Raw genomic sequence first — 22,296 nt, 5'->3', positions numbered from 1 at the left:
CCGTCCTCAGATCTTGAAGTTGGTCATGCGGTACATGACGAAATAACCAATGAACATCAGAATCATTCCGATGCCCATGCTGATGATGAATCCCTGATCATCCTGAACGAGTGTGTAGTACTTGGGCGATAGAACGTTGATGGCCAGGAACACGGCAATTGGCAGAATTCCCAGGACGATCGCAGAGAACCGACCTTCCGCGGAAAGAGCTTTGGCCTTACGGCGAATCTTGAAGCGCTCGCGAATAACCCTCGAAATCGAGGATAGGATCTCAGCCAGATTGCCGCCTATCTCGCCCTGAATCTGCACTGTGATAACCAACATGCGGAGGTCGGGACTACCAACCCGCTTTTCCATGTTGGTCAGCGATTCATTGAGGTCCAAACCATACTGCATCTCGTCCACGGCAAGGCCAAACTCAGAGCCGATGGGATCAGGAAGCTCCGACGCCGCCAGACCGATAGCCGAGGATATCGGATGCCCGGCCCGCAAGGCGCGCACAACAACGTCGATGCACTCCGGCAACTGCTCATTGAACTTCGATATGCGCCGGCCGCGAACGAGCTTGAGTATCAGCAACGGTAGGAGGAACGGCAGAATAACCGAAACCGCGATGGTCAAGGGGTTGAGCGCCTGAAGTACAAAAAACGCCCCGACGCTGATCAAGGAAAACATCGTGCAGATCATGAAAAGCTGCGGGATCGATACGCCAGCGCCGGACTGCGCCAGCAGCCCGTCCAGCTTGTTAGCCAGGACCTCCAGGATATTGCCCTGAGCATCGTATGCACTCTCGCGGCGCAGACGCAGCATGACTTCCTGAGAGCTTCGCCCTTCGGACAGCATCGCCATGCGTCGGTTCATCTGGCGATACTTGCTCTTACGCCAGTCCGAAATTAGGAAATACAATCCTTCTATGAGAAGGAATGATACGAGGAACACGACCCCGAGAATGATGATGGTTGTAGTTTCCATGCCCGCTTTCCCTTATCCGAGAACGCGATCTTCGCGATAGACTTCCGGGTCGATCTCAATCCCACGGGTTTTGAATTCCTTGGCAAATTGCGGCCGGATTCCGGTAGCGCGATATTCACCCATCACGGTGCCGTCGTCGGCAATGCCCTTGCGCTGGAAGTGGAAGATCTCCTGCATCTGGATGACGCTGCCTTCCATGCCCGTTATTTCGGAAACACTGACCAATCGCCGTTTACCGTCGCTCAAGCGCTGCGTCTGGACGATAACGTCGATGGCCGATGCAATCTGAGACCGCATGGAGATTGTCGGAATTTCGATCTCCGACATGCCGATCATCTGTTCCATACGCGAAAGCGCGTCGCGCGGCGTGTTGGCGTGAATCGTCGTCATGGAGCCTTCATGGCCGGTGTTCATGGCCTGCAGCATGTCAAACGCTTCACCGCCACGTACCTCACCAAGAATAATACGGTCAGGACGCATACGCAGTGCGTTCTTGACCAACTCGCGCTGCCGAATTTCACCACGACCTTCAACGTTGGGGGGCCGGGTTTCCAGTCGCGCAACATGGATTTGCTGCAGCTGCAACTCCGCTGCGTCTTCAATCGTAACAATACGTTCCGCGTTCCCGATGTAAGCCGACAATGCGTTCAGCATCGTGGTTTTACCGGAACCGGTACCACCCGAGATGATAATGTTCTGGCGCGCTTCCACGCAGCCCTTGAGGACGTCAGCCATATCCTGAGCCAGTGCCCCAAGCTCGATCAACCGGGGCATCGTGATTGGCACCTTGGCGAACTTACGGATGGACACCAAGGGACCATCAACGGCGATGGGATGAACCACCGCATTGACGCGCGAGCCGTCCGGCAAGCGCGCATCGACCAGTGGTTGGGACTCGTCGATACGGCGTCCAACCTGGGCAACGATCTTCTGGATGATGCGCATCAAGTGCCGGTTGTCCGCAAAGCGGGCGTTGGTCAGCTCGAGCTTGCCGTAGCGTTCAACGAAGACCTTGCTATGGGTATTCACCAGAATATCGGTAACGGTCGGGTCCTTCAGCAGCGGCTCGATCGGGCCATAGCCGATAACCTCGTTGACGACGTCGGTAATAAGACTTTCCTGCTCGGTCTTGTTGAGCGGCAAACGTTCGGAAATGATCAGTTCGCGGATCAGGCGCTCGACCTGCGGCGCGAACTCGGCTTCGGGAATCTGATCGAGTTTCGAAAAATCAATGCGGTCCAACAATGTCCGATGCAGCTTGACCTTGAGGTCGGTCATCTTATCGGAAGCTTCACGCGCTTCTGCGGACATGCCGTGCCCAGCAGTGGCGATGTTCCGCTTCGGATTGACTGGCGCCTTGGGTGCGACTTCAGGCGCCGGTGCAGGTGCTGGCGCCTTCTGATCCGGCGATGGCTTCGGCTGCACTTCGTCGGGTTTTAAAAAACGTCCAAACATTTACTGCTCCCTTCTTAAGAGCGCTTACTTAGGCGGCGACGGCGCCACGCCCTTGGCGTATCGAGGCTAGAATCTCGTCGGCCGCATCGGAAATCGCCTTTTCTACATCACTCCCCGGCTTCACTTCCTTCAAAGGAACGCCGCGGTTGATGGAATCGGTCACGATCGTCGGGTTATCAGGCACATAGAAGGAAATCTCCCGGCCTAACGCCTTCTCGACATCCTTCATATTGACACCAAACCAAAGGAACTTCTTCTTGAAACGATTGGCATGCAGGAACATCGGCACCTGACCACCGCCGTTTTCGAAGATGGTATCGATCAAAAGGCGGGTGTGGCGGATCGATTCCACATTAACCTGGAACACGATGTTTACCGCATCCACACCCCGCAAAATCTCCGATGTCCAAGACGCCCAGTAAGGCGGCATGTTGACGATCACGTAGTCATAAGCGTGTGCCACGATCTCCATCAAACGGCACACCGCTTCGCTGGTTACGTTCTCCCAGAGCGAAAGCCGTTCGATAGGCGCGAGCACATCGATCTTCGAGGGATGCTTGACGACCAGCGAACTCAGAAACGATTCATCCAGCCGGGAGGGTGCATTGGAAATCTCCGCAATATCCAAGCGGCCCTCGACATCCAGGTGTGTGGACACCTTGCCGAATTGAAAGTCCAGGTCGACTAGGCACACGCTATCGGTTTTCGCGGCCTGCTCACGAACCCTGATAGCCGTCTGACAGGCTACCGTGGCCGCGCCCAAACCCTTGGAGGCCGCCAGTACAGCCAGAATAACGGCGTGGGCATGCTCTGTGCCGCCTGCGTCACTTGATTGCTTCGCAACCGAAGTGAGCGAATTTGCGAGTTCTGCCTCTGAGAGAGGGTGCGGAAGGAAATCCGAGACGTCGTTGCGCATAAGCCAGCGCACATCCTCGACCTTCGCATCATCTGCCGTAACAATAACCGAACCGCGTGCCTTACGTACCAAATCCGTGAAGGCGGCCCGATCCGTCTCTTGATTCAAGTGCATCTCAACGATGATGACATCTGCGCGCTGCCAAGACGCCGACTTCTCCATCGCCTCAGCCAAGCGGCCGTCTAGCACACTCACCTTCGAGTTCTGCAAATCATCAGCGACTTTTTTTACGGTCGTCTTGACCTGGTCACTTTGTGCGATCGCTACGATGTTCATTTGTCCCCGCTTATATTACTTCTCACGTCGCCTAGCGGCCGATTTCGACTCTTTTCAACCACGGTTTGGCGCATTCTCACCCAGTCGGCCCTAGTTGGCCGACGCTATCCGCGGTTAGCAATCCCTACAGCGGCTAATCCTCTCCTACGTCACTGGTGATAATCTCCTCAGGAGCAATTACAGTGCCCGTGACATAACGGCCATAGGCCGCCGCCGCACGCGTACCATTCATTTCAATATCAGTATTCTTCGCCGACTCCGGCGCCGGATCAATCGTATGAACACTAGCGTTGAAAGACGAGGACTCGCCGGACATCAAGGATTGGCGCGGCGGCCCGAAGTTCCAGGTGCTCGCATGATTCTCACAGGCCGCGAGGCCAAGGAGCATGAGCAGGCAAGCCGCGAATTTTGGTGTCGTGCCGTTCATCTTGGACCTCACTTTAAAATGTAGCCATGGTTACCGGCCATCCCGCCGGCAGAACCCGCTGCCATGGGCGCAGCGGCCGTGCCGCCTTGGCCAGCTCCCACGGTACGGCCCAGAAGGAAGAATTCTCCCTCGTTGGGACGCAGATAAAGATCGGTTGGAACCCGGAGATCGTCAGGAGACTGCGCCGGTTTGACAAGGCGCGGCGTGACAATGATCACCAGTTCCGATTCGTCCTGCTGGAAGTCGGAGCTGCGGAACAACGCCCCTATAATCGGGATGTCGCCCAACCATGGGAACTGCTGGATGGCGTTGTCGTAACTGCTCTGGTAAAGCCCCGCGATTGCGAAGCTCTGCCCGTCGCGAAGCTCTACCGTGGTTTCGGCACGGCGCGTAATCAAACCGGGAATGTTCAAACCGCTTCCCGGAACAGCGAAGCTGCGCGTCGGGTCGATAGCGCTGACCTCGGGTCGGACGATCAGGTTTATGAGATCGCCATCGAGCACGGTCGGCGTGAAGGACAGCGATACGCCAAACTCCTTGAATTCAACCGTGATGGAATCGTTGTCCTGCGCCACGGGGACCGGGAACTCACCACCAGCGAGGAAGCTGGCCGTGTCACCTGATAGCACGACAAGATTCGGCTCTGCGAGGCTGTGTACCAGCCCTTTCGTTTCCAACGCGTCAAGCGTGGCATCAATGGCCAGGGCGCCCAACGTGCCGCCAATTCCGATCGTGCCGAATGCGCTCGCCAGTCCACCGGTTGTGACACCGCTGAAGGTGAAATCACCGCTGCTGTAAGAGGTATCCAAGGACAACCCGAGTGCCTTGCCAACCGAACGCGACACCTCGGCAAATCGGACCTGCAGCATAACCTGCTGGCTCGAATCCACCGATAGACCGTTCTGCACCTTGCCCGGCGCATAGCTTTCCGCGATGGCGGCGGCCCGTGCGGCAACCGGCGTGCTGGAAACATGGCCTTTTAAGAGCACAGCGTCGTTGACCGAGCGAACTTCGATCCGCTCATCGGGCATCACTTCGTAAAGTTTCGCCTTCAAGCCGGCGACATCGTAGCCAACCACCAGATCGCCAATCGCGATCAACTTACGTCCCGCCCCGTAAATCGTGATGCTCGTATTACCGAGCGCGCGTCCTAGGACGTAAGCCGATTTATTGGTCAACGGAACAACGTCCGCGATCTCAGGATTACCAATCATGATCTCTGTGAAAGGCTCCTGGGTACGCAAGATTTGTGACTTGTTAAGCGGGACGATGATCTCGCCGGCATGTCGACCGGTGTCGCGTCCATTCTCGATCGTGATCTGGGCCGTGGCGGCGTTTGCCATCACCACCAACCCGAGCAATGCGATCAGGGTCGCGAAAAACCCGGACCGGATACTGACGATCACGTTCATTGACCGTGTATAACTGGCCATCATATGTCTTGCCTCCCCCAGCTTCACCTTTGCGACCCCCACACTATTCCTTGCGAACGCTCTCGGTTGTCGAAGTTAGACCTCGATGAACCTTGACCGTCGCAAAGGGATTATATGCCGGCGTGTTACTCGCCGCCTTCGTGACAACAGGCTGATCAGCGAACAAGTTCCCCAATGTCACCGCCTTGTCGTCGACCACATCGTCGTCCTTGTTGGACCGCAGCATCAAGGCCATCGTCCCGATCGTGCTGGCCAGAACAAGCTTCTTGGCCTGCACGGGATCAGCCGAAAGCGTCACCGTCGTAACGATCTCAGGAACCTCGTTTTCATTGGTTACTTGCTGATCAGCCGCAAGCACCTTGATATTCTGGAGCAATGTCCTGGATTCCGGGCCACTGGGCGCCTCGCGCGTCAAAATCACGTCAACGCGATCATCGGGCTTTACGAAACCGGCCACACCCAACACTTCGTTGACTGAAATCGTAACAGCGCGATTCTCCGGTTCGACAATCGCTGACAGCGTCGCCCGTCCGCCCGGGTCCGTCACATTGGAAACCAACAAAGGCTCGTTCGGTTCAATCGGTTGCAGCACCTTGCGTGGTTGCGCGCCGATCAAATCATCGATCGAGGTAAAGGCGCCTTCCGGAATCTGATCGGTCTCCCAATCACGTAGCGCCAGGTGCTGTGCACCGATGCGGCTGCCGAAGGGCAAGCGCACCCGTGCGACGACGATCTGCGACATCTTCGCCTTTTCCATCGCGGCCTTCTCGGCTTCCGCAGCGGCTGCCTGGGCGGCTTGCGCCGCTGCGACCGCGGCTGCCTCGGCGGCGGCGGCGGCGGCCTGCTGCTCCGCCGTCATTTCTGTGGTCCCAGACTGACTGATGTTGGGCGTTTCCGCGAGGACCGGGCTCGTCGGCGTCATAACCGGCTCAGGTTCTACGACCGCCTGTGTCGGCGGCGCTTCGCTGGCCTGCAGGTCCTGCATCGTAATAGTGCGCGCTTGAATTGCCTCGACATCGCCAACGTTACGCAGCGCGATCGCGAACTGACCGACAGTGCGCGCCAATGTCAGCTTCTGAACCTGCTCGGGCAGCAACTCTACGGTTACGCTCTTGGCAACGACAGTCTTGTCGTCGGCTTGGATCTGCTGGTCCACGGCAAGAATACGGACATTCTGAAGCAGTACGTCCGTGCCCATCTGCCCGTCTTCGCGTTCCCAGGTCAAAAGGATATCGACCCGATCATCTGGCTCGACGAAACCGCCGACGCTCAAAACCGTGTTCACCACGATCGTCGCGGCGCGCTTGCTGGGGTCGATGCGCGTGGACATCGAAGCCCGACCGCCCGGACCGGAGACCCGGTTACGCAGGAGCGGTTCATTAGGCTCGAAGGCGCGCAAGGCCACCCGGCCTTCCTCGACCAAAACTTCTTCCGTTTTCGTGAAAGCTCCTTCGGGAGCAAATTCGGCGGGCCATTCGACGGCCCGGATATGTTCACCGCGGATACGGTCGCCATAACGTAGCGGCGTACGGGCCACGACCACGGTGGTCATCTGGGGGCCCCTTTGCTCGACGACGGCAGAGCCTTGTTGCTGCGACATCCATCGCTGAACCAGGAACACTGCACCAACTGCCAAAATCAGCGCCAGAGCAACGATCAGAAATCCGCGAGCACGCATGGACCTTCTCCCCTTACGTCAGAAGCAACCGTCGGCGCCTCCTACGAGAACCCCCGGCAATCCGCCCCTTGTGACAAATGTACCCGGAGATCAACTGCGAACTCTCGATTGAGCCGCAAAGTAATTGAGCCGCAAAGTAATCGAGGGGGCCAGGGGCTTGATAGCCTCCAGCCCCCTCGACCTAGCTTAGAAGTCCAGCAATTTTTTGCTGAACCTTCACCCGGCTTACGTCAACGCCGTGTTCAGCGTATCCCACTGGGTGTTGATCCAACCGCCGACGGCGCCAATGATGGCGACCACCAGAGCTGCGATAAGACCAATCAGGATCGAGTATTCGATCAGGGACGCGCCGTCTTCGTCACGGACGAAACCAGCGATAAGTTTGTTAAGCTTCTTCATAACTTGCTTCTCCTATTTTCACGTTCACCTTCGTTTTTCCCCTTCGCTTTGCAGCGAGGCCAAACCTCACCCCCACTTTTATGGGATGAAAGGTTATTGGCCGTATGTACTCTTAAGGCACATTTACTAAACAATTCGTTACACTCTACACGATAAGGCGCTCAAATGTAACGAATTATGAATTATGGTAGCAATCATCTTGTTTCTTGGCGAGAAAAAGCGATCCAAAACAAGCTTCGACCCGCCTGTTGATGCAATTTTGCAACAGTGTGTTCCTATAATTCAACATTCGATGACTACTCTTTTACACCCTGGTTACCAGGCGTTCCGTCGGTTCTAGTTGTCTCGAACCTTTGAATGACCGCACCGTTCTTGTCGCCCCGTCGAACATAAATTTCGTAAATCTTTCCGTCGAAAACCAAGGCGAAGTCGCCCGCCTCGTACAATAGCTTGGCAATAGCGTCCTGCTTTTGGACGACGGCGTAATCGATCTGCCAATCGTCCAAATGCCGCCGCCAGTTTTCGCCCTGTTTAGTAGCCCGATGATTGGCGAGGACAAAGGAGTCGCCATAGAGATCCGCTCTACCGTCGATGAACACCTTGCGCTCCGGATAAAGGTCCCGGATCAGGTGCCCGCCCAAGCCGTACTCGTTCATCATCCGGCCCTGGAGGTCCTGCTGCTTGATGAAATCAGTCAACTCAGTCGGTCTGAACGCCGCAATCCTGGAGAAATACTGCGCGCTGTTGCTGGCACCGATTGCATAACCGGCAAGCAGAACGACGATAAGCCCATTTAGCAGACGCTCTATCCTCGGGTTGAGCGAATCCCCCTGCGACTCGGCAGAACGCCTGTCTAAACCGAAGGCGCTCGCCAGCGGCAGCAACGCACCATCGCCGATAAATCTGCCCGCGTAGGCCACCATGATAACCACCGCAAAGGGCGCGTTCCGGGCTGAAGCGATGCCGGCCGCAACCGTAACCAAAGGCAGCAGTATCTCGGTCAGATCAGGTTTATCGCGCCGCCCCACCATCAAGGCCACGAATCCCATGAACGCCACGACAAACGATAGATTCTTCAGATCGCTAAAGTTCAGGGTCGCCCACTCACTGATCGTGCTGATGGCTTCCATCTGCATGACCGTCAGCGGATAAAGAAGGTGACCGAAGCCGTAGGGATTCACGCCGCTGGCCGCCAGCGTCAGAAGCAAAACAATCCATAGCCGCGCCAAGTAACCCCCGCCGGGGCCCGTCGGCGCGACGCGCTCCACCAAGAGCAACCGCAGCGACTCCGATGCGGCAAAGGCAAATAAGAAGGCAAGGCCGACGAAATAACCGCCGTGCAGATTGACCCAGACCACCATCAGCACCGGCAGCAGGAAAAGACCGCCTTGTTTGGTCTCATACCGCGCGCGCCACAAAAGACCCAACTGCACGCCGAAAAACAGGTAGCTGAACAGGTGCGGACGCGGCGCCATGAAACTCACCAGGATCACACAGAAGAACAGTGTAAGCAGACAGCTCGCCAACGGCCTTTGAATAAACCTATCGGCCAGGCGCGCGGCAACGAACAGCGCCGCGCCACCAACCAGCGCGGTCATGAAAAGCACGGCAGGCTCACCACCAAGGCTATAAACACCATAGAGAAGAAGCTGGAACAGCCACTCATGCAAGACCCAGGGTTGACCCTCAAAGGTCCAGGAAAAAGGATCGCCTGTCGGCAAGGCGCCGGTCGCGGCGATCAGCTCCCCGGCCTTCAGATGCCACTGGTAGTCCGGATCGGCCAGGCCCGGCGCAATCCCGGTCTGCATGACGAGCTGACAGATGAAGATCAAAGTGACGAAGGACACCATCTCGGCGCTAACCAAGACTGCAATAGGGTTCTGTCGCAACCGGGTCATGACATTCTCAATCCTTGTTGCGATCCCGTAGGAGGAGGCTATGGGCGCCAATGCGGCGCTCTTCGTGATATTGGCCGCTTGCGATCATCAACTGCGCAAGCGGCAGCGTCGCGGGAAGGACGGCATAGTCAAAGTCCCATCGTTCCAGGAAGGTGCGCCAGTTCCGGCCACCCGTTGCAGCCTGAAAATAGTCACTGACGAAGGCATTCCGATAGAGCCCCGCGCGGCCATCTATGAAGACCTCCGTTTCCGGAAAAAGCCGCCAGATGAGATAGCCGCCGTCGCCATAGGCGTTGAGCATTCGGCCTTGGCGCGGATTGGCCTCCAGATAGTCCGCCACTTCGATCAGCGGATTCACCTCGGATGTCAGCGACCGCGCTACGCTCATCGGCACGAGAACCGCAGCCGCAACAGCGACGAGAAGACAAAACAGGCCGTCCACCGCTGCTTTGCCCTGTCGAGGGCTGTTCATTTTCCCGATCCAATCAGAAAGCCAGTTCCATCGCGTGCGCGCGTCCTCAAGACCGTCCCTAAGCGCCAAGCTCGACATGAAGCGAGCCGTCAGAGGAATCAATGTCATGATTGCAAAGGGCAGGTGCCGGGCGGCACTAAAGGCCGCAAATGACAGAGCGATCGGTAGCGCAACCTCGGTTAGGTCCGCCTTTCCACGCCGCCAAACGAGCGCCAGAAGGTAGGCCAAAAGCGTTGCCGCGAAGATGCGCGGCAAGGTGTCGTTCAAATTCAACGGCCGCCATTCTGCCAAATCGGCATTAATGCTCATGCCAACAACCTGCAGCGGGTAGATGAGCCTCTGCGGGCCGTCGATATTTATGAAGCTGGCCAGAATACAAGCCAGGAATGACCATCCAAGAACTGTCACCAAGCGCGCGCCGCCATTTTCGGTTCTGTCGAAAAAGAACCACCGCACCGCTTCGCCGGCCAGAAAAGACAAAAGAAGGGCCAGTCCGATCATGAAACCTCCGTGGAGGTTAACCCATACGATCATGATGACCGGAAGCCAGGCGAGAATACGATGGCGTCCGAGATACTTGGCCTTCAACAGTAAATGCAGGAAGACGGCGAACAGCAGATAGGTCGTCAGATGCGGTCTGGGCGCCGTAAAGGCCAGCATTGGCAAGCTGGCGGCGGCCGTGAGTATCAAGGCTGGAAAAGCATTGGCCATGAACAAGCGGGCAGATCGGTAGGTAATCCCCAGCGAAACCGCCATCACCAAAGCGGCCATCACCAGATTGCCTGCGTGTCCCCACAGTTGGTAAATCTGAAACACGAGGTATTGAAATGGCCATTCTTCGAGCACCCACTCCGCGCCCTTCATACTGAAGGAAAACGGATCGCCGCCGGGGACTGCTCCAGTTTCCGAGATATAGCGACCCGTCGATAGATGCCAGAAATAATCCGGGTCACTTACACCGGGCGCGGCACTGCCGAGCGTCGATACGACCGCCAGCAGGAACAAGAGGTAAAAGGGCAGAGCCTCATACGACAAGGTCGCGAGAAGCAGCTTTCTCAATCTCATTGGCACCTCTTGTCTTCTCCTCTCAGCGCTGAACCGGGTGAGAGCATGAGGCTTAAAAGTAAAATTTTATCTAACGATGATTTGTTCTTTTACGCTCTGGCGGGGATTCGCGGCAAGACGCCCCATCTGGCGTTCCCTTGCAAGTAACCCCGGTCTTCGACAAAGCAGGGGGCAACAAAGAAATGGCCCGGCAGCCTGCACGGCTCACCGGGCCACAATATGAGCGGGTCGTGTTTTACTCGGCGGTCATCTCGTCCCATTCCTCCTGAAACCCAATCCAGGTTTCCTCAAAGGCCTGCTTTGCGTCCTGCCAGTCTTCCGCCGCCGAGTCCTTCAAGCGGGCCCAGTCGTGTTCGACCTGCTGCCAGGCTCTTTTAAGATCGGCCATGGCGGGCTCTTCGGAGTCGGGCTGCTGTTCGATCATCTCTTCAGCCTTCATGATCTGCTGCTCCTGGCGCTCCAGGTAGGCGGCTCGATCGCTTTCCGTGGAGGCCGTGGCGGAAGCAGGCAAAGCGGCGGCGCCGAAAGTCAGACCGAGCCCCACCACAAGGGCGGTGGCCGTACGGTTGTAGAATGTCGTTTCGCGTTTCATCACACTCTCCTTGCTGAGTTCGGTCACAACGAATCGATGACGCTCAACATCATCAGTGATGGTGGTGATCAAGGTTGATCTGGTCTTCGTCGGTCAGCGCACCAACCGCAGCACCCGCTGCACCACCCAGGACAGCACCGCCAAGTACACTGCCGCCGGTCAGGGCACCTGCAACGGCACCTGTACCCGCACCGATACCGGCACCACTCAGGGCGCGCTCACCTTGCGTGTTCCCGCAGGCTGCCAGCGGAGCGGCAACCGTCAGAATCATCATCGTTTTTGCCAGGGAGCTCATGCCTGTCCTCCTTTCGGAACCGCGTTCCTCGTACGTCTTCTTACTGTGCAGTTCCCTTTTGCGTTTTTCCTGCAACACCCCAAGCGTCGTCATGGCGAATGGGGCTGCAATCGAACGTACCCAACCACCTAGGAAAGCCCACGAGGGTCAACAACCGCTGTCACAGACATGACACAGTTTGGCTACATATAATTGTGATTTTTCAAATACTTATAGGAAATACCCACAGACCGGCGACGTAAGCAGCGAACGTTTCACACCTCCGTTTCACGGCGGTGGCCCCTTCCGATGCAATAAGCTTAAAGACGCCCGTCGTACGCGCGTTTGCCGATGACTGCGGCAATCACTGTGAAGCCCGGGTACTGCAAGGCCCGCTGCAACGCTTCGGCGAACTCTGCACGGTTGCGGCACCATTCACCCGCGCCTCCCAGAGCCTTGGCGACAGCAGGGAAATCCGTCGCGCCAAAATCCACCGCCAGCGGTGGCAGGTTCGAGCGCCGCTGCTTGACCTCGATCAGGGCAAGTTGCTCGTCAACAAACACAATGATCGGCAAAGAGAGATTCAGGTCGCGAATGGTCGCCAACTCTCCAAGGAACATTTCCAATCCGCCGTCGCCGACCGTCGCCACGACCGGACAGTCCGGCTCGGCCAACTTTCGTCCGATGGCCAAGGGCACCGCACAGCCCATGGTACAGAGCGCAGAGGACTGCAATAGGCCGCGACGCCGGTAACATTCGAAGATTTGACTCAAAAGGATACGGTGCGCCCCACTGTCCGTCGTGACGACCGCTTCGCGCGGCAATCCGCGCCGCAACTCGTCGACCACGGCGGCAGGTCCCCAGGTCTCGTCCGCGCCACTTTCCGCCCACAGCTTCCGACGAACCTCGGCGGCTTCACCCGCAGCCCAGTTCTTGCGAGACGACAACCCGGCACCCAGCACTTTGAGGGACGCGGCCACGTCACCGACGAAGTTGAGGGCGGCCTGGTGCATTCCGTGATCATTGGCCACAGCCGATATGTCGATCACCCGAGCGCCTTCCGGCCAAGGATCGCGCCACCCGACACGCATTTCGATGGGATCGTACCCGGCTAGGACGATACAGTCAGACTTGGCTATCAAGGGCAGTAAATGCGCGTCCACTCGCGGCGACAACCCAGCGCCGCCCAGCGCCAATGGATCGTCTTCCGGCAAGATGCCTTTGGCCTTGTAACTCGTGATCAAGGGGATCCGAAACTGCCGACAGAACGTCGCCACGGCCTCGGCGCCGACTTCGTCAAGCACCCCAACGCCCGCGATCACTATGGGGCGCTCTGCTTGGGAGAGCCAATAGCGCGCCTGTTCCAGCCCTTCGCCCGCCGCCGGGACGACCGCTTGCAGGGCTTGCCGGCGCGGATGAATGGGTTCTTCCTCCATTGTCTGCACATCGATGGGCAGGTCCAAGAGCACCGGCCCAGGACGTCCTTCGCTCGCCAGTGTTACAGCCTTGTCGATCAGCAGCGCCGCGTTCCCTGCCTCTACACGGTAGGCAGCCTTGGCAATAGGCTCTATGAGCCGCACGTGGTCGAAAACCTGGTGCGTGTAGCTGTGCCGCTCGCGGGCCGGAACGCAGCCCGTCAAGACGATCATCGGCACACGGTCCTGATGCGCATTGGCAATCACGTTCGCAGCGTTCGCCAGACCCGGACCGATCGTCGCCACCAAGATGGCGGGGGCACCGTCGTGATGGTGGGCGCCCTCACCCATGAACCCGGCGCAGTTTTCATGCCGGGCAAGCACGACCTTGATTCCCACCCGATCCAAGGCCTCCATGATCGCCAATACTTCTCCACCGGGGATGCCGAAGGCGTAGCGACAGCCTGCATCGTAAAGCCGTTTGGCGATCAGATCGGATGCAGTGGTCATGATCCGGCTTTGCCTTTCATAAGCTTATGGTAACCGTCTCGCGTTTGCGGGGTCTTGATGCCCAGGATCTTTCCTGCAACCAGATTGCGCAGCATTTGGGCGGTGCCGCCGCCAATGGTGAACATGCGCGCGTCCCGGAGCATCCGTTCGATCGGGTTGTTTCGGGAATAGCCCGCCGCCCCGTGCAACTGCAAGGCATCGTTGGTGACCTTAACGGCAGTCTCCGACGCCAATATCTTTGCCTGGGCAGCAAGCAGGGGGTCCGGAAAACCGGTGCCGTTGGTCTCGGCACTGGCGGCAGCCTGCCAGATCATCAACCGGGCCGCATCGATAGCAACCTTCATGTCCGCCAGAATCCACTGCAGACCTTGGAACTCGGCTATTGGACGTCCAAACTGCTCCCGCTTCTTGGTGAAGTCCCGAGCCGTCTCGAACGCGCCCTGGGCTATTCCCAGCGCCACTGTTGCCGCACCGACTCGCTGGGAATTGTAAGCCGTCATCAGGCCCGCAAACCCACGGGCAATGCCCTCCGGCGGTACGAGCAAACGATCCGCGCCCAACTTCAGATTGCGAAAATGAACCCGCGTTTCAGGAATCCCCCTAAGCCCCAATGCCGGTTCACGGGTCCCAATCTCCAGCCCCTCATCTTCATCGCGGAGAGCGATGAACCCGGCGATACCCTTCGGCTCACCATCCTCGACCAGCTTCGCGAAGATCAGATGCAAGCGCGACACTCCGCCGCCCGTTATCCAATGTTTGGTTCCGTTCAGTACGAAGTGGTTTCCCTGCTTTTCAGCCGTCGTGGTCATTTCAGTCGCAGCACTGCCGGCGCCCGGTTCGGTGATGCAGATGGCGGGCTTATCTCCGGCCAGCACCAGCTTGGCTGCCAGTTCCTTTTGTTCAGGCGATCCATACCGCAGGATCGCGCCAATGGCACCCATATTGCCTTCAACGACAATGCGTCCGGTCACGCCGCAAACGCGCGCCATCTCCTCGATGACCAGGACCGTGTCCAGATAGCTGCGGCCGGCGCCGCCCAAATCCTTGGGGACGGTCATGCCCATGAAACCGGCCGCTGTGAGTTTTTCCACGGTGTCGACCGGGTAGGCTTCGCTTGCATCCACTTCTGCTGCCCGGCCCGCTACATGCGATTCTGCAAGACTGCGCGCCCGCGCCCGTAAATCTTGTTGCCCGCTGGTCAAATCAAACATTGCCGATCAGTCCTTGTTTCTTTCAGTCATCACGCCGAGTGCGCCGCTCGCGCGGGCCTTCTCGTATCCTTGTGCGCCGAGCAGTTCGGATAACACCTCGGCAGTATGCTGCCCTAGATAGGGCGGCGGTCGCCGATAGGTCACAGGGGTAGCCGAGAGCTTCGTCGGGTTGCCGATCAATTCAACACCTTCGGGGCCGGACAGCGGATGCGCCATGCGTACCCGCATCTCCCGCGCCGCCACTTGATCGGAATCGAAGACCTCCTGCAGATTATTGACGGGGCCGGCGGGGACACCGAGTTTACCCAGCCCCTCCAGCAAATCCTGCTTGGCGATCTTCCTGACTGCGGCTTCCAACAGCGGTATCAGCTCTTCCCGGTTGGCCAATCGCTGCCGATTGACCGCAAAGCGCGGATCCTCGGCAAGTTCTGCCACACCGATAAACTGGCAGAATCGCTTGTACTGGCTGTCATTCCCGACGGCGATGATGACGTGGCCGTCAGCAGCCTCCATAACTTGATAGGGCACAATGTTGGGATGCTGATTGCCGCGCCTTTGCGGCACCTTCCCGGAGGTCAGATAGTTCGTTCCTTCGTTGATCAGCCAGGACACCTGTGTGTCGACTAACCCCAGATCGATATGCTGGCCCTCGCCCGTTTTATCGCGATGACGCAGCGCCGCAAGAATAGCGGTCGAAGCATACATACCGCACATGACGTCGGCGATCCCCACACCAACCTTCATCGGTTCGCCCTCGGGCGCACCGGTCAAGCTCATGATACCGCCGAAGCCTTGCGCCATGACGTCGTACCCGGCTTTGGAAGCATGCGGCCCTGTCTGGCCATAGCCTGTGATCGAACAATAAATCAGACGCGGATGAAGCGCCCTGAGGTCTTCATAGCCCAGGCCGTACTTGACCAACCCACCAACCTTGAAATTTTCCACCAGCACATCGCAGTGACCAGCAAGCTCGCGGATCAACGACGCTCCTTCGGGTGAGGCCACGTCAACGGTAACCGAGCGCTTATTCCGGTTGGCGCAAAGATAGTAGGCGCTCTCGCTGGTTTCCTGCCCGTCGGGCGCCTTCACGAAGGGTGGCCCCCAAGTCCTGGTATCGTCGCCTGCACCGGGCTTTTCAATCTTGATGACATCGGCGCCCAAATCGCCTAGCAACTGCGTGCAGGTTGGTCCGGCCAAAATCCGGCTCAGGTCGAGAATTCGTAAGTCCGAAAGAGGGCCTTTCTTGGTATCAGGCGCAGACTCGTCGCTCATGCTGATCAATCTCTCGTATCCTGTGAGGGAAGGAGGTCAGGCTATCGGCGCAGCACGCGAAAAGAAAGCGCTATCGGGGCACTTTTTTCTTATCGATGGGATCGGGTCGGTTCGCGGCAAGCCCTCGGCAGCCGGGGACAGGGAAAGGGACATCAGATGCAAGGTGGCGTTATCCTTCTAGACGGCGGCATGGGCCGCGAACTCATGCGAATCGGCGCACCATTTCGCCAACCCGAATGGTCGGCTCTAGCACTGATGGAGGCTCCGGAGACAGTAGAGGCCGTCCACCAGGCTTTCTTGCAGGCTGGGTCAGAGATCGTGACAACCAACAGCTATGCATTGGTGCCGTTTCACATCGGCGAGCAGCGGTTCCGGGATCAGGCTCAAACACTGGCACATCTCTCCGGGCGTCTTGCGCGTCAAGCAGTTGAGCGAGCCTCTCATACCGCCAGGGTCGCGGGATCGCTGCCACCGCTATTCGGGTCATATCGCCCAGATCTTTTCAATGCGCCGACAGCGCAAAGTATCCTGGAACCCCTGATCGCAGGCCTGTCGCCATGGGTCGATATCTGGCTCGGCGAAACTTTGGGCAGCATTGCGGAAGCCGAGGCGATCAAGGTAGGCCTCGACCGCGCCGACAGCGAAGATCAACGGCCGCTCTGGCTGTCCTTTACTTTGGAGGATATCGCTGACGACAGACTGCACCCTCCTCGTCTTCGATCTGGTGAAAGCATTGCCGCCAGCGTGGCCGCAGCGCATGCGCTTGGCGCCCATGCCCTGCTTTTCAACTGCAGCCAGCCCGAGGTCATGTTGCCTGCAATCACCCTGGCCGCAACAGCGATCAGGGAGCAGGCCACCTTAGGCCAAACGGCTCTGAAGCTCGGCGTTTACGCCAACACATTCGAGGATCGCAGCAGCGCTGAAGGGGCCAATGAAAGCACTTCCGGTCTTCGTCGCGATCTGACACCCGATAGCTATCTGACATTCGTGCGCCGTTGGGTTGAAGCCGGCGCATGTATAGTCGGTGGCTGCTGCGGCATCGAACCCGAACACATTCGCAAACTGCATGAAGAAATACCACTCTGATTGGGGTTTGGAGGTCTGATCGCAAAGAAATCGCACGATTGTGTATTTTAATTCATCCAGTTTTCACTGAAATAATAGTCACTGTGCTGGACAGGGTTTGGCGGCAGCGTCGAAACCCATGGCAATTTGAAAAGGAGCGGACCGATGTTGAGTTTCAAGAATATCTCTCTTGTTGCGCTAACGGCCTTCGTCGTGTCGGCCTGCACGCAAGGCGGATCGTCCCAAGGTAACTACATTGAAGCCGACGGCAAGGACATCGCTGCGACAGGAAACAGCGACACCGATGCTTTCTTGATGTCGATAAACAATCGCCACCGGGGCAGTGGCCGCTAGTAGGTACGCTTGAGAAGTCAGGTCAGGACCCAAAAAACGGCAGGAGGGTCTGGCCTCATGTGATCCTTCCGCTACTATGACCGGTATCAGACTGGATAGTATTAAGCGGGAGGATTTGGCGTGCAGCAGGATGAACGTGGTCATGCAATGACCAGCGACAGCGCCGACGCGGCCGCTGCGTTGGACTTGGCGATTCACAATTTTCTGCATTGGCGGGCCGCCGTCATTCCTCCATTACGCAACAGTCTCGAGACCGATCCTGACTTTGGGTTTGCCCACATCGTTAGCGGCTTGATTCTACACGGCGCACGCAACATCCACTTCCGCCCGAAAATTGCCGCGGCCATTGCCAGCGCCGAAGAAACCACGACGGCGATGACGCCTCGCGAGCAACTCTACCTAGCGGCTCTGAAAGCCGCTTTCCAAGGCGACATCTCCGGGTCGGTTGCGCTCTACGAGACAATTTTAGTTCAACACCCCCTGGACCTTTTTGCTCAGCGCCTCGCTCAAATGGAGTTGTTCTGGATCGGCGAAATGGAGTGGTCCGCAGATATTTCGGCCCGTGTCGCTCCCGCTTGGAGCGAAGCGGTGCCCAGCTACGGCATCCACCTTTCCTGCCGCGCTTTCGATTTGGAAGAAAGCGGCGATTATCGCGGCGCGGAGAAGCTTGCCCGTCAGGCCGTTGAGATCGACCCATCCGATGTCTGGGGCACGCACGCCATGGCTCATGTAATGATCATGGAGAACCGGATAGACGAGGGTATCGCCTGGCTCGATGGGCTAAAAGACCATTGGGGCGAGGCCAATCAGATGGCGTTGCATCTTTGGTGGCATCGCTGCTTGTTCCACCTGGAGCACGGCGAGTTCGAGGCGGTAATCGACATCTACGACAACTGGATCCGCAACCGCGAACTTCCGTTGCTCAAATCCATGGCGGACCTTTACATCGACATGCAGAACGGCGCCTCAATGCTGCAGCGCTTGGAGATGTGCAAGGTCCCTGTCGGAGACCGTTGGGAGGAATTGCTACAACTCACGCTCAATCGGTTGGAGGACCACACCAGCCCCTTCACCAGCCCTCATTACGCGCTGATCCTGGCCGCTAGCGGGCGCTTCGAAGAGTCTTATGGTCTCTTGGCATCGATGGAGGCTTTCGCTGCCACTGACAAGGGAACCCTGGGTCCGCGCTATCGCGCCGCTGCGATTCCGGCGGCGCGCGGCGCAATCGCCTTCAGACAGGCCCAATACGAGGATGTCGTCGCCGCCCTGTTCCCCGCGCGCAGGTCACTTTGGCAAATGGGCGGCAGTCACGCACAGCGGGATGTTTTTACGCAGATGCTGGTGTTTGCGTTGGGCCGGCTGGGGCAGGCCGATCTCCTGGCCATCGTGGTAGACGACGCCAAAGCCTTTGGATTCTCGGACGTACCTGAACGCCTCTGTTATCGTCAGGCCGCGGCGCTTCTTCAGTAGGATCGAACGCCCAGCCTCCATAGGCGAATATCATAGAGCTATTGTTTAACATTGCTGTTGTGTTAAATAAGCATGGCTTACCGGGCTGCGTCCCTTCCGGTCGGCGTCTATAGTCCTGCTTCGTTTCATCGAGAATGAGATCAGCCTTAAGATGTCGCAACATGCTGCGCCGACCCGGTGGCGTCTTTTTATTCCGAAGTTGGTAACTTGCATCAAGGAAGGATACGGCTGGCCGCACCTGAAGGCCGACGGTATCGCCGGACTGACGGTCGCCATCGTTGCCCTGCCGTTGGCCATGGCCTTGGCGATCGCCTCCGGCACGACGCCGGAGCGGGGTTTGATTACCGTTATCATTGCCGGTTTCGTGATCTCTGCCTTCGGCGGGAGCCGATTTCAGATTGGCGGGCCGACGGGCGCCTTTGTCGTTGTTGTCTATGGAATCATCGCGCAGTACGGCTACGACGGCCTTGTCCTGGCAACCCTAATGGCCGGCGCCTTACTGGTGCTGGCGGGGCTTGCCGGTTTCGGCACTTGGATCAAATACGTCCCGCAACCTGTCGTCGTGGGTTTCACCGCAGGGATCGCGGTCATTATCTTTTCCAGCCAAGTCAAAGACTTCCTCGGGCTGGCCATTGAGCAGCCGCCTGCCGGGTTCGCCGCGCAGTGGCAAAGCTATCTCACCCATATCGATCTGATTCATCCCACGACACTGGCCCTGGCCCTTGCCTCCTTGGGATTGATCATCGCCCTGCGCCGCTGGCGGCCTCAAGCACCGGGTTTCCTGATCGCCGTGACCGTGGCGGCTGCCGCCACGGCGCTGTTCACGCTCCCCGTTGAGACCATCGGCACTCGGTTCGGCGGCATTCCGAGCACTCTACCCTCTCCCAGTCTGCCCAGGATCGATTTTGCACGCCTGGCGGAACTGCTGCCCAGCGCCTTCACCATCGCCTTTCTGGCAGGCGTGGAATCCTTGCTGTCCGCCGTGGTTGCCGATGGCATGACCGGTCGGCGGCATCGATCAAATTGCGAGTTGGTTGCTCAAGGCCTTGCCAACAGCGCGTCCGTCGCTTTTGGCGGGATTCCCGCGACCGGCGCGATCGCCCGCACGGCGACCAACATTCGCGCCGGCGGCCGGACACCCTTTGCGGGCATATTTCACGCTCTATTTGTGTTGTTATTCATGCTGCTGCTGGCCCCCTTGGCAAGTTTCGTTCCCCTGGCCGGCCTCGCCGCCGTCCTGTTCATCGTTGCCTGGAACATGAGCGAGGTCGATCGCTTCAAGCGCCTGCTCCTCCACGCTCCCTGGGATGAGCGCCTTGTGCTGGTCATCACCTTCGGCTTAACCGTGGCTGTCGATCTGACCGTGGCCATCGAGGTGGGGGTGGTCTTTGCGGCAATGCTCTTCATGCATCGCATGACCCGTGCGGTCGCAATTCAATCCCATGATCTGCTGATCGAGGAAGACCAGGAAGACACACTCGATGCCGCGAACGGTAACGGCAAGGACGGCATGCGCGCCGCCTTGCCGCCTGGGGTGGAGGCCTATCAGATTCGCGGGCCTTTCTTCTTCGGTGTCGCCGACCTTTTGGGGGAGGTCATGGAGCGGATCAGCGCGCCGCCAAAGATCTTCATATTGCGGATGCGTCTGGTGCCAATGGTAGATGCAACCGGCGCTCAGGCCCTGGAAAGTTTTGTCGCCCGGTGCCGACGCCATGACACCGAAGTCATTCTGACCGGCCTGCAGCCGCAACCGCGCGAAGTCCTGGATCGCATGGGCCTCCTGGCCCGCCAAGGCGTTCGAGAGGAAAGTGATTTCCGAAGCGCGGTCGAAAAATTGACCTTTGCTGCGCCCGAAGCAAACTAAAGCCAGTCGGTCTCGTAGGGCAGGCTGGAAAGGCGTTCGACGCCGGTCTCGGTGATCAGCACCTGTTCTTCCAACTTGACGCCTTCTCTACCGCCGGCAACGCCGATAAAGCTTTCCACGCAAAGCGTCATGCCCGGCGTGATAATGCCGTCATAGCCCTTCGTCGGGAAATCTTCCCAATGCTTGATGGAGGGGTACTCGTCCGCCAGCCCGACCCCATGGATCAAACTTGGATAACGCAACGAGAGGAACTCCTCGGGGATCCGCCAACAGGCCTCGGAAAGCTCGCGAAAGCTCATGCCAGGCTTCAGGACGGCGATGTTGTGCTCGATCTGCTCGTATGCCTTGGCATAGAGACGGCGCTGCTCGTCGTTCGGCCTGTCACCGCACAGCCAAGCGCGGGATATGTCGGCACAGTAGCCATAGGGGCCAATGAGGTCCGTATCGAAGCTGACCATATCCCCTCGCTCGATGACACGCATTGAGCATTCTCGAAACCAGGGATTGGTTCGCGGCCCGGAAGACAACAGCCGCGTTTCGATCCACTCACCGCCCAGACGAATGTTTACTTCGTGCAGTTTGGCCCAGAGTGCGTTCTCCGTGATGCCGGGCTCAAGGATGGACCGCATCTCGCGACAGCCTTCCTCGCAGACCGCAATAGAAGCCCGCATGAGCGCCAGTTCTTGCGTTGACTTCACGGCGCGGGCACGCTCCGCGATCCCCTCGCCTTCCAGGAGCGTCAAACCTTCGGCCCGCAGCGCGTCGCTCCCCAGATGGGACAATCGATCCACCGCGAGGCGCTTGCTACCGCCGCCGTACTGGCGCATGAGTTCGGCAACATCCTGACCCATCTTCTTGGCCCGCGCTTCGGCATGGGGGCCGGCGGTGAAGTAGTAGGCCGAGGAGTTGACCCTGTACTCATCCACCGTCGGCAGACCCTCGGCCAGATGCGGCAAGTTGGCATAGTCGAAAAGGACCACCGGACCGTCGAGTGCCACGAAAACGCAGCGCGCTTCATAATGGGAGCACCAGATTTGCATGTTCGTCGCATCGGTCGCGTAGCGGGTGTTGATTTGGTCATAGAGGAGTAACCCGGCAACATCGGCTTTCTGCATCTCCTCTCGCAGGCGACCCAGACGGTAAAGACGCACCACATCCAGGTCCACGGGAGCTTGCGTATACTCCATGGCACCGTGTTGGCGTGCCATCGACGCAAGCTCTTTCGCATGACCGCCGGCAACCTCTACTGCATCAATGCTCATCCCCGACTCTCCCTTT

General features: G+C 58.3%; 19 protein-coding genes. 4 read left to right on the top strand and 15 right to left on the bottom strand.

The features are described from left to right. Positions 1-6: 6 nt before the first annotated feature. The 14 genes from FHR98_RS12830 to FHR98_RS12765 all read right to left on the bottom strand — a co-directional run bounded on the left by FHR98_RS12830 (position 7) and on the right by FHR98_RS12765 (position 16,265). The gene (locus tag FHR98_RS12830; RefSeq protein ID WP_183417101.1) at positions 7-972 is read right to left on the bottom strand and encodes a type II secretion system F family protein; all 966 of its coding nucleotides are present in this window, start codon (positions 970-972) and stop codon (positions 7-9) included. A 12-nt stretch (positions 973-984) separates the two neighbouring features. Next, entirely contained in the window at positions 985-2,427 is a 1,443-nt protein-coding gene (locus FHR98_RS12825; protein WP_183417100.1) for a TadA family conjugal transfer-associated ATPase, read from the bottom strand. Positions 2,428-2,455: 28 nt separating this feature from the next. Continuing rightward, positions 2,456-3,619 (bottom strand): CpaE/TadZ family protein, encoded by a 1,164-nt coding sequence (locus FHR98_RS12820; RefSeq protein WP_183417099.1) that lies wholly within the window; start codon positions 3,617-3,619, stop codon positions 2,456-2,458. 133 nt (positions 3,620-3,752) lie between these two features. Next, a complete protein-coding gene (locus FHR98_RS12815; RefSeq protein ID WP_183417098.1) occupies positions 3,753-4,046 on the bottom strand; it encodes a hypothetical protein in 294 nt (97 codons plus the stop codon). 8 nt (positions 4,047-4,054) lie between these two features. Then, complete coding sequence (locus FHR98_RS12810) at positions 4,055-5,482, bottom strand: type II and III secretion system protein family protein (RefSeq protein WP_183417097.1); 1,428 nt, start codon at positions 5,480-5,482, stop codon at positions 4,055-4,057. Positions 5,483-5,522: 40 nt separating this feature from the next. Then, a complete protein-coding gene (gene cpaB, locus FHR98_RS12805; RefSeq protein ID WP_183417096.1) occupies positions 5,523-7,157 on the bottom strand; it encodes a Flp pilus assembly protein CpaB in 1,635 nt (544 codons plus the stop codon). Positions 7,158-7,382: 225 nt separating this feature from the next. Beyond that, positions 7,383-7,556, bottom strand: coding sequence for a Flp family type IVb pilin (locus tag FHR98_RS12800; RefSeq protein ID WP_183417095.1), 174 nt, complete (start codon positions 7,554-7,556; stop codon positions 7,383-7,385). Positions 7,557-7,852: 296 nt separating this feature from the next. Then, positions 7,853-9,454 carry a hypothetical protein gene (locus FHR98_RS12795; protein ID WP_183417094.1) on the bottom strand — a complete coding sequence of 534 codons (1,602 nt, stop codon included), beginning with the start codon at positions 9,452-9,454 and terminating at the stop codon, positions 7,853-7,855. Between the two features lie 7 nt (positions 9,455-9,461). Continuing rightward, positions 9,462-10,991, bottom strand: a complete 1,530-nt coding sequence (locus FHR98_RS12790) for a hypothetical protein (protein ID WP_183417093.1) — start codon at positions 10,989-10,991, stop codon at positions 9,462-9,464. Positions 10,992-11,226: 235 nt separating this feature from the next. Beyond that, positions 11,227-11,583, bottom strand: coding sequence for a hypothetical protein (locus FHR98_RS12785; RefSeq protein ID WP_183417092.1), 357 nt, complete (start codon positions 11,581-11,583; stop codon positions 11,227-11,229). A gap of 52 nt (positions 11,584-11,635) precedes the next feature. Further along, positions 11,636-11,878, bottom strand: coding sequence for a YMGG-like glycine zipper-containing protein (locus FHR98_RS12780; protein ID WP_221205885.1), 243 nt, complete (start codon positions 11,876-11,878; stop codon positions 11,636-11,638). Positions 11,879-12,177: 299 nt separating this feature from the next. Then, a complete protein-coding gene (locus FHR98_RS12775; RefSeq protein ID WP_183417091.1) occupies positions 12,178-13,782 on the bottom strand; it encodes a thiamine pyrophosphate-binding protein in 1,605 nt (534 codons plus the stop codon). Then, entirely contained in the window at positions 13,779-14,993 is a 1,215-nt protein-coding gene (gene acdA, locus FHR98_RS12770) for a 3-sulfinopropanoyl-CoA desulfinase (RefSeq protein ID WP_183417090.1), read from the bottom strand. Before acdA ends, FHR98_RS12775 begins: the two co-directional genes overlap by 4 nt. Before the next feature lie 6 nt (positions 14,994-14,999). After that, entirely contained in the window at positions 15,000-16,265 is a 1,266-nt protein-coding gene (locus tag FHR98_RS12765) for a CaiB/BaiF CoA transferase family protein (protein WP_183417089.1), read from the bottom strand. Between the two features lie 156 nt (positions 16,266-16,421). Here FHR98_RS12765 and FHR98_RS12760 point away from each other — a divergent pair, with 156 nt between their 5' ends. The 4 genes from FHR98_RS12760 (at position 16,422) to FHR98_RS12745 (ending at position 21,018) form a co-directional block, all read left to right on the top strand. Beyond that, on the top strand, positions 16,422-17,351 hold the full coding sequence (locus FHR98_RS12760; protein ID WP_183417088.1) for a homocysteine S-methyltransferase family protein: 930 nt from the start codon (positions 16,422-16,424) through the stop codon (positions 17,349-17,351). A 144-nt stretch (positions 17,352-17,495) separates the two neighbouring features. Next, complete coding sequence (locus FHR98_RS12755; RefSeq protein WP_183417087.1) at positions 17,496-17,684, top strand: hypothetical protein; 189 nt, start codon at positions 17,496-17,498, stop codon at positions 17,682-17,684. A gap of 120 nt (positions 17,685-17,804) precedes the next feature. Further along, positions 17,805-19,154 carry a tetratricopeptide repeat protein gene (locus tag FHR98_RS12750; protein WP_183417086.1) on the top strand — a complete coding sequence of 450 codons (1,350 nt, stop codon included), beginning with the start codon at positions 17,805-17,807 and terminating at the stop codon, positions 19,152-19,154. Positions 19,155-19,305: 151 nt separating this feature from the next. After that, positions 19,306-21,018 carry a SulP family inorganic anion transporter gene (locus FHR98_RS12745; protein WP_183417085.1) on the top strand — a complete coding sequence of 571 codons (1,713 nt, stop codon included), beginning with the start codon at positions 19,306-19,308 and terminating at the stop codon, positions 21,016-21,018. Here FHR98_RS12745 and FHR98_RS12740 read toward each other — a convergent pair. After that, on the bottom strand, positions 21,015-22,280 hold the full coding sequence (locus FHR98_RS12740; RefSeq protein ID WP_183417084.1) for a M24 family metallopeptidase: 1,266 nt from the start codon (positions 22,278-22,280) through the stop codon (positions 21,015-21,017). The two genes, FHR98_RS12745 and FHR98_RS12740, sit on opposite strands and share 4 nt — an antisense overlap. Positions 22,281-22,296 lie beyond the last annotated feature (16 nt).

Source organism: Limibacillus halophilus (assembly GCF_014191775.1).
Classification (GTDB): Bacteria; Pseudomonadota; Alphaproteobacteria; order Kiloniellales; family CECT-8803; genus Limibacillus; species Limibacillus halophilus.
This window is presented reverse-complemented; position numbering and strand designations above follow the sequence as displayed.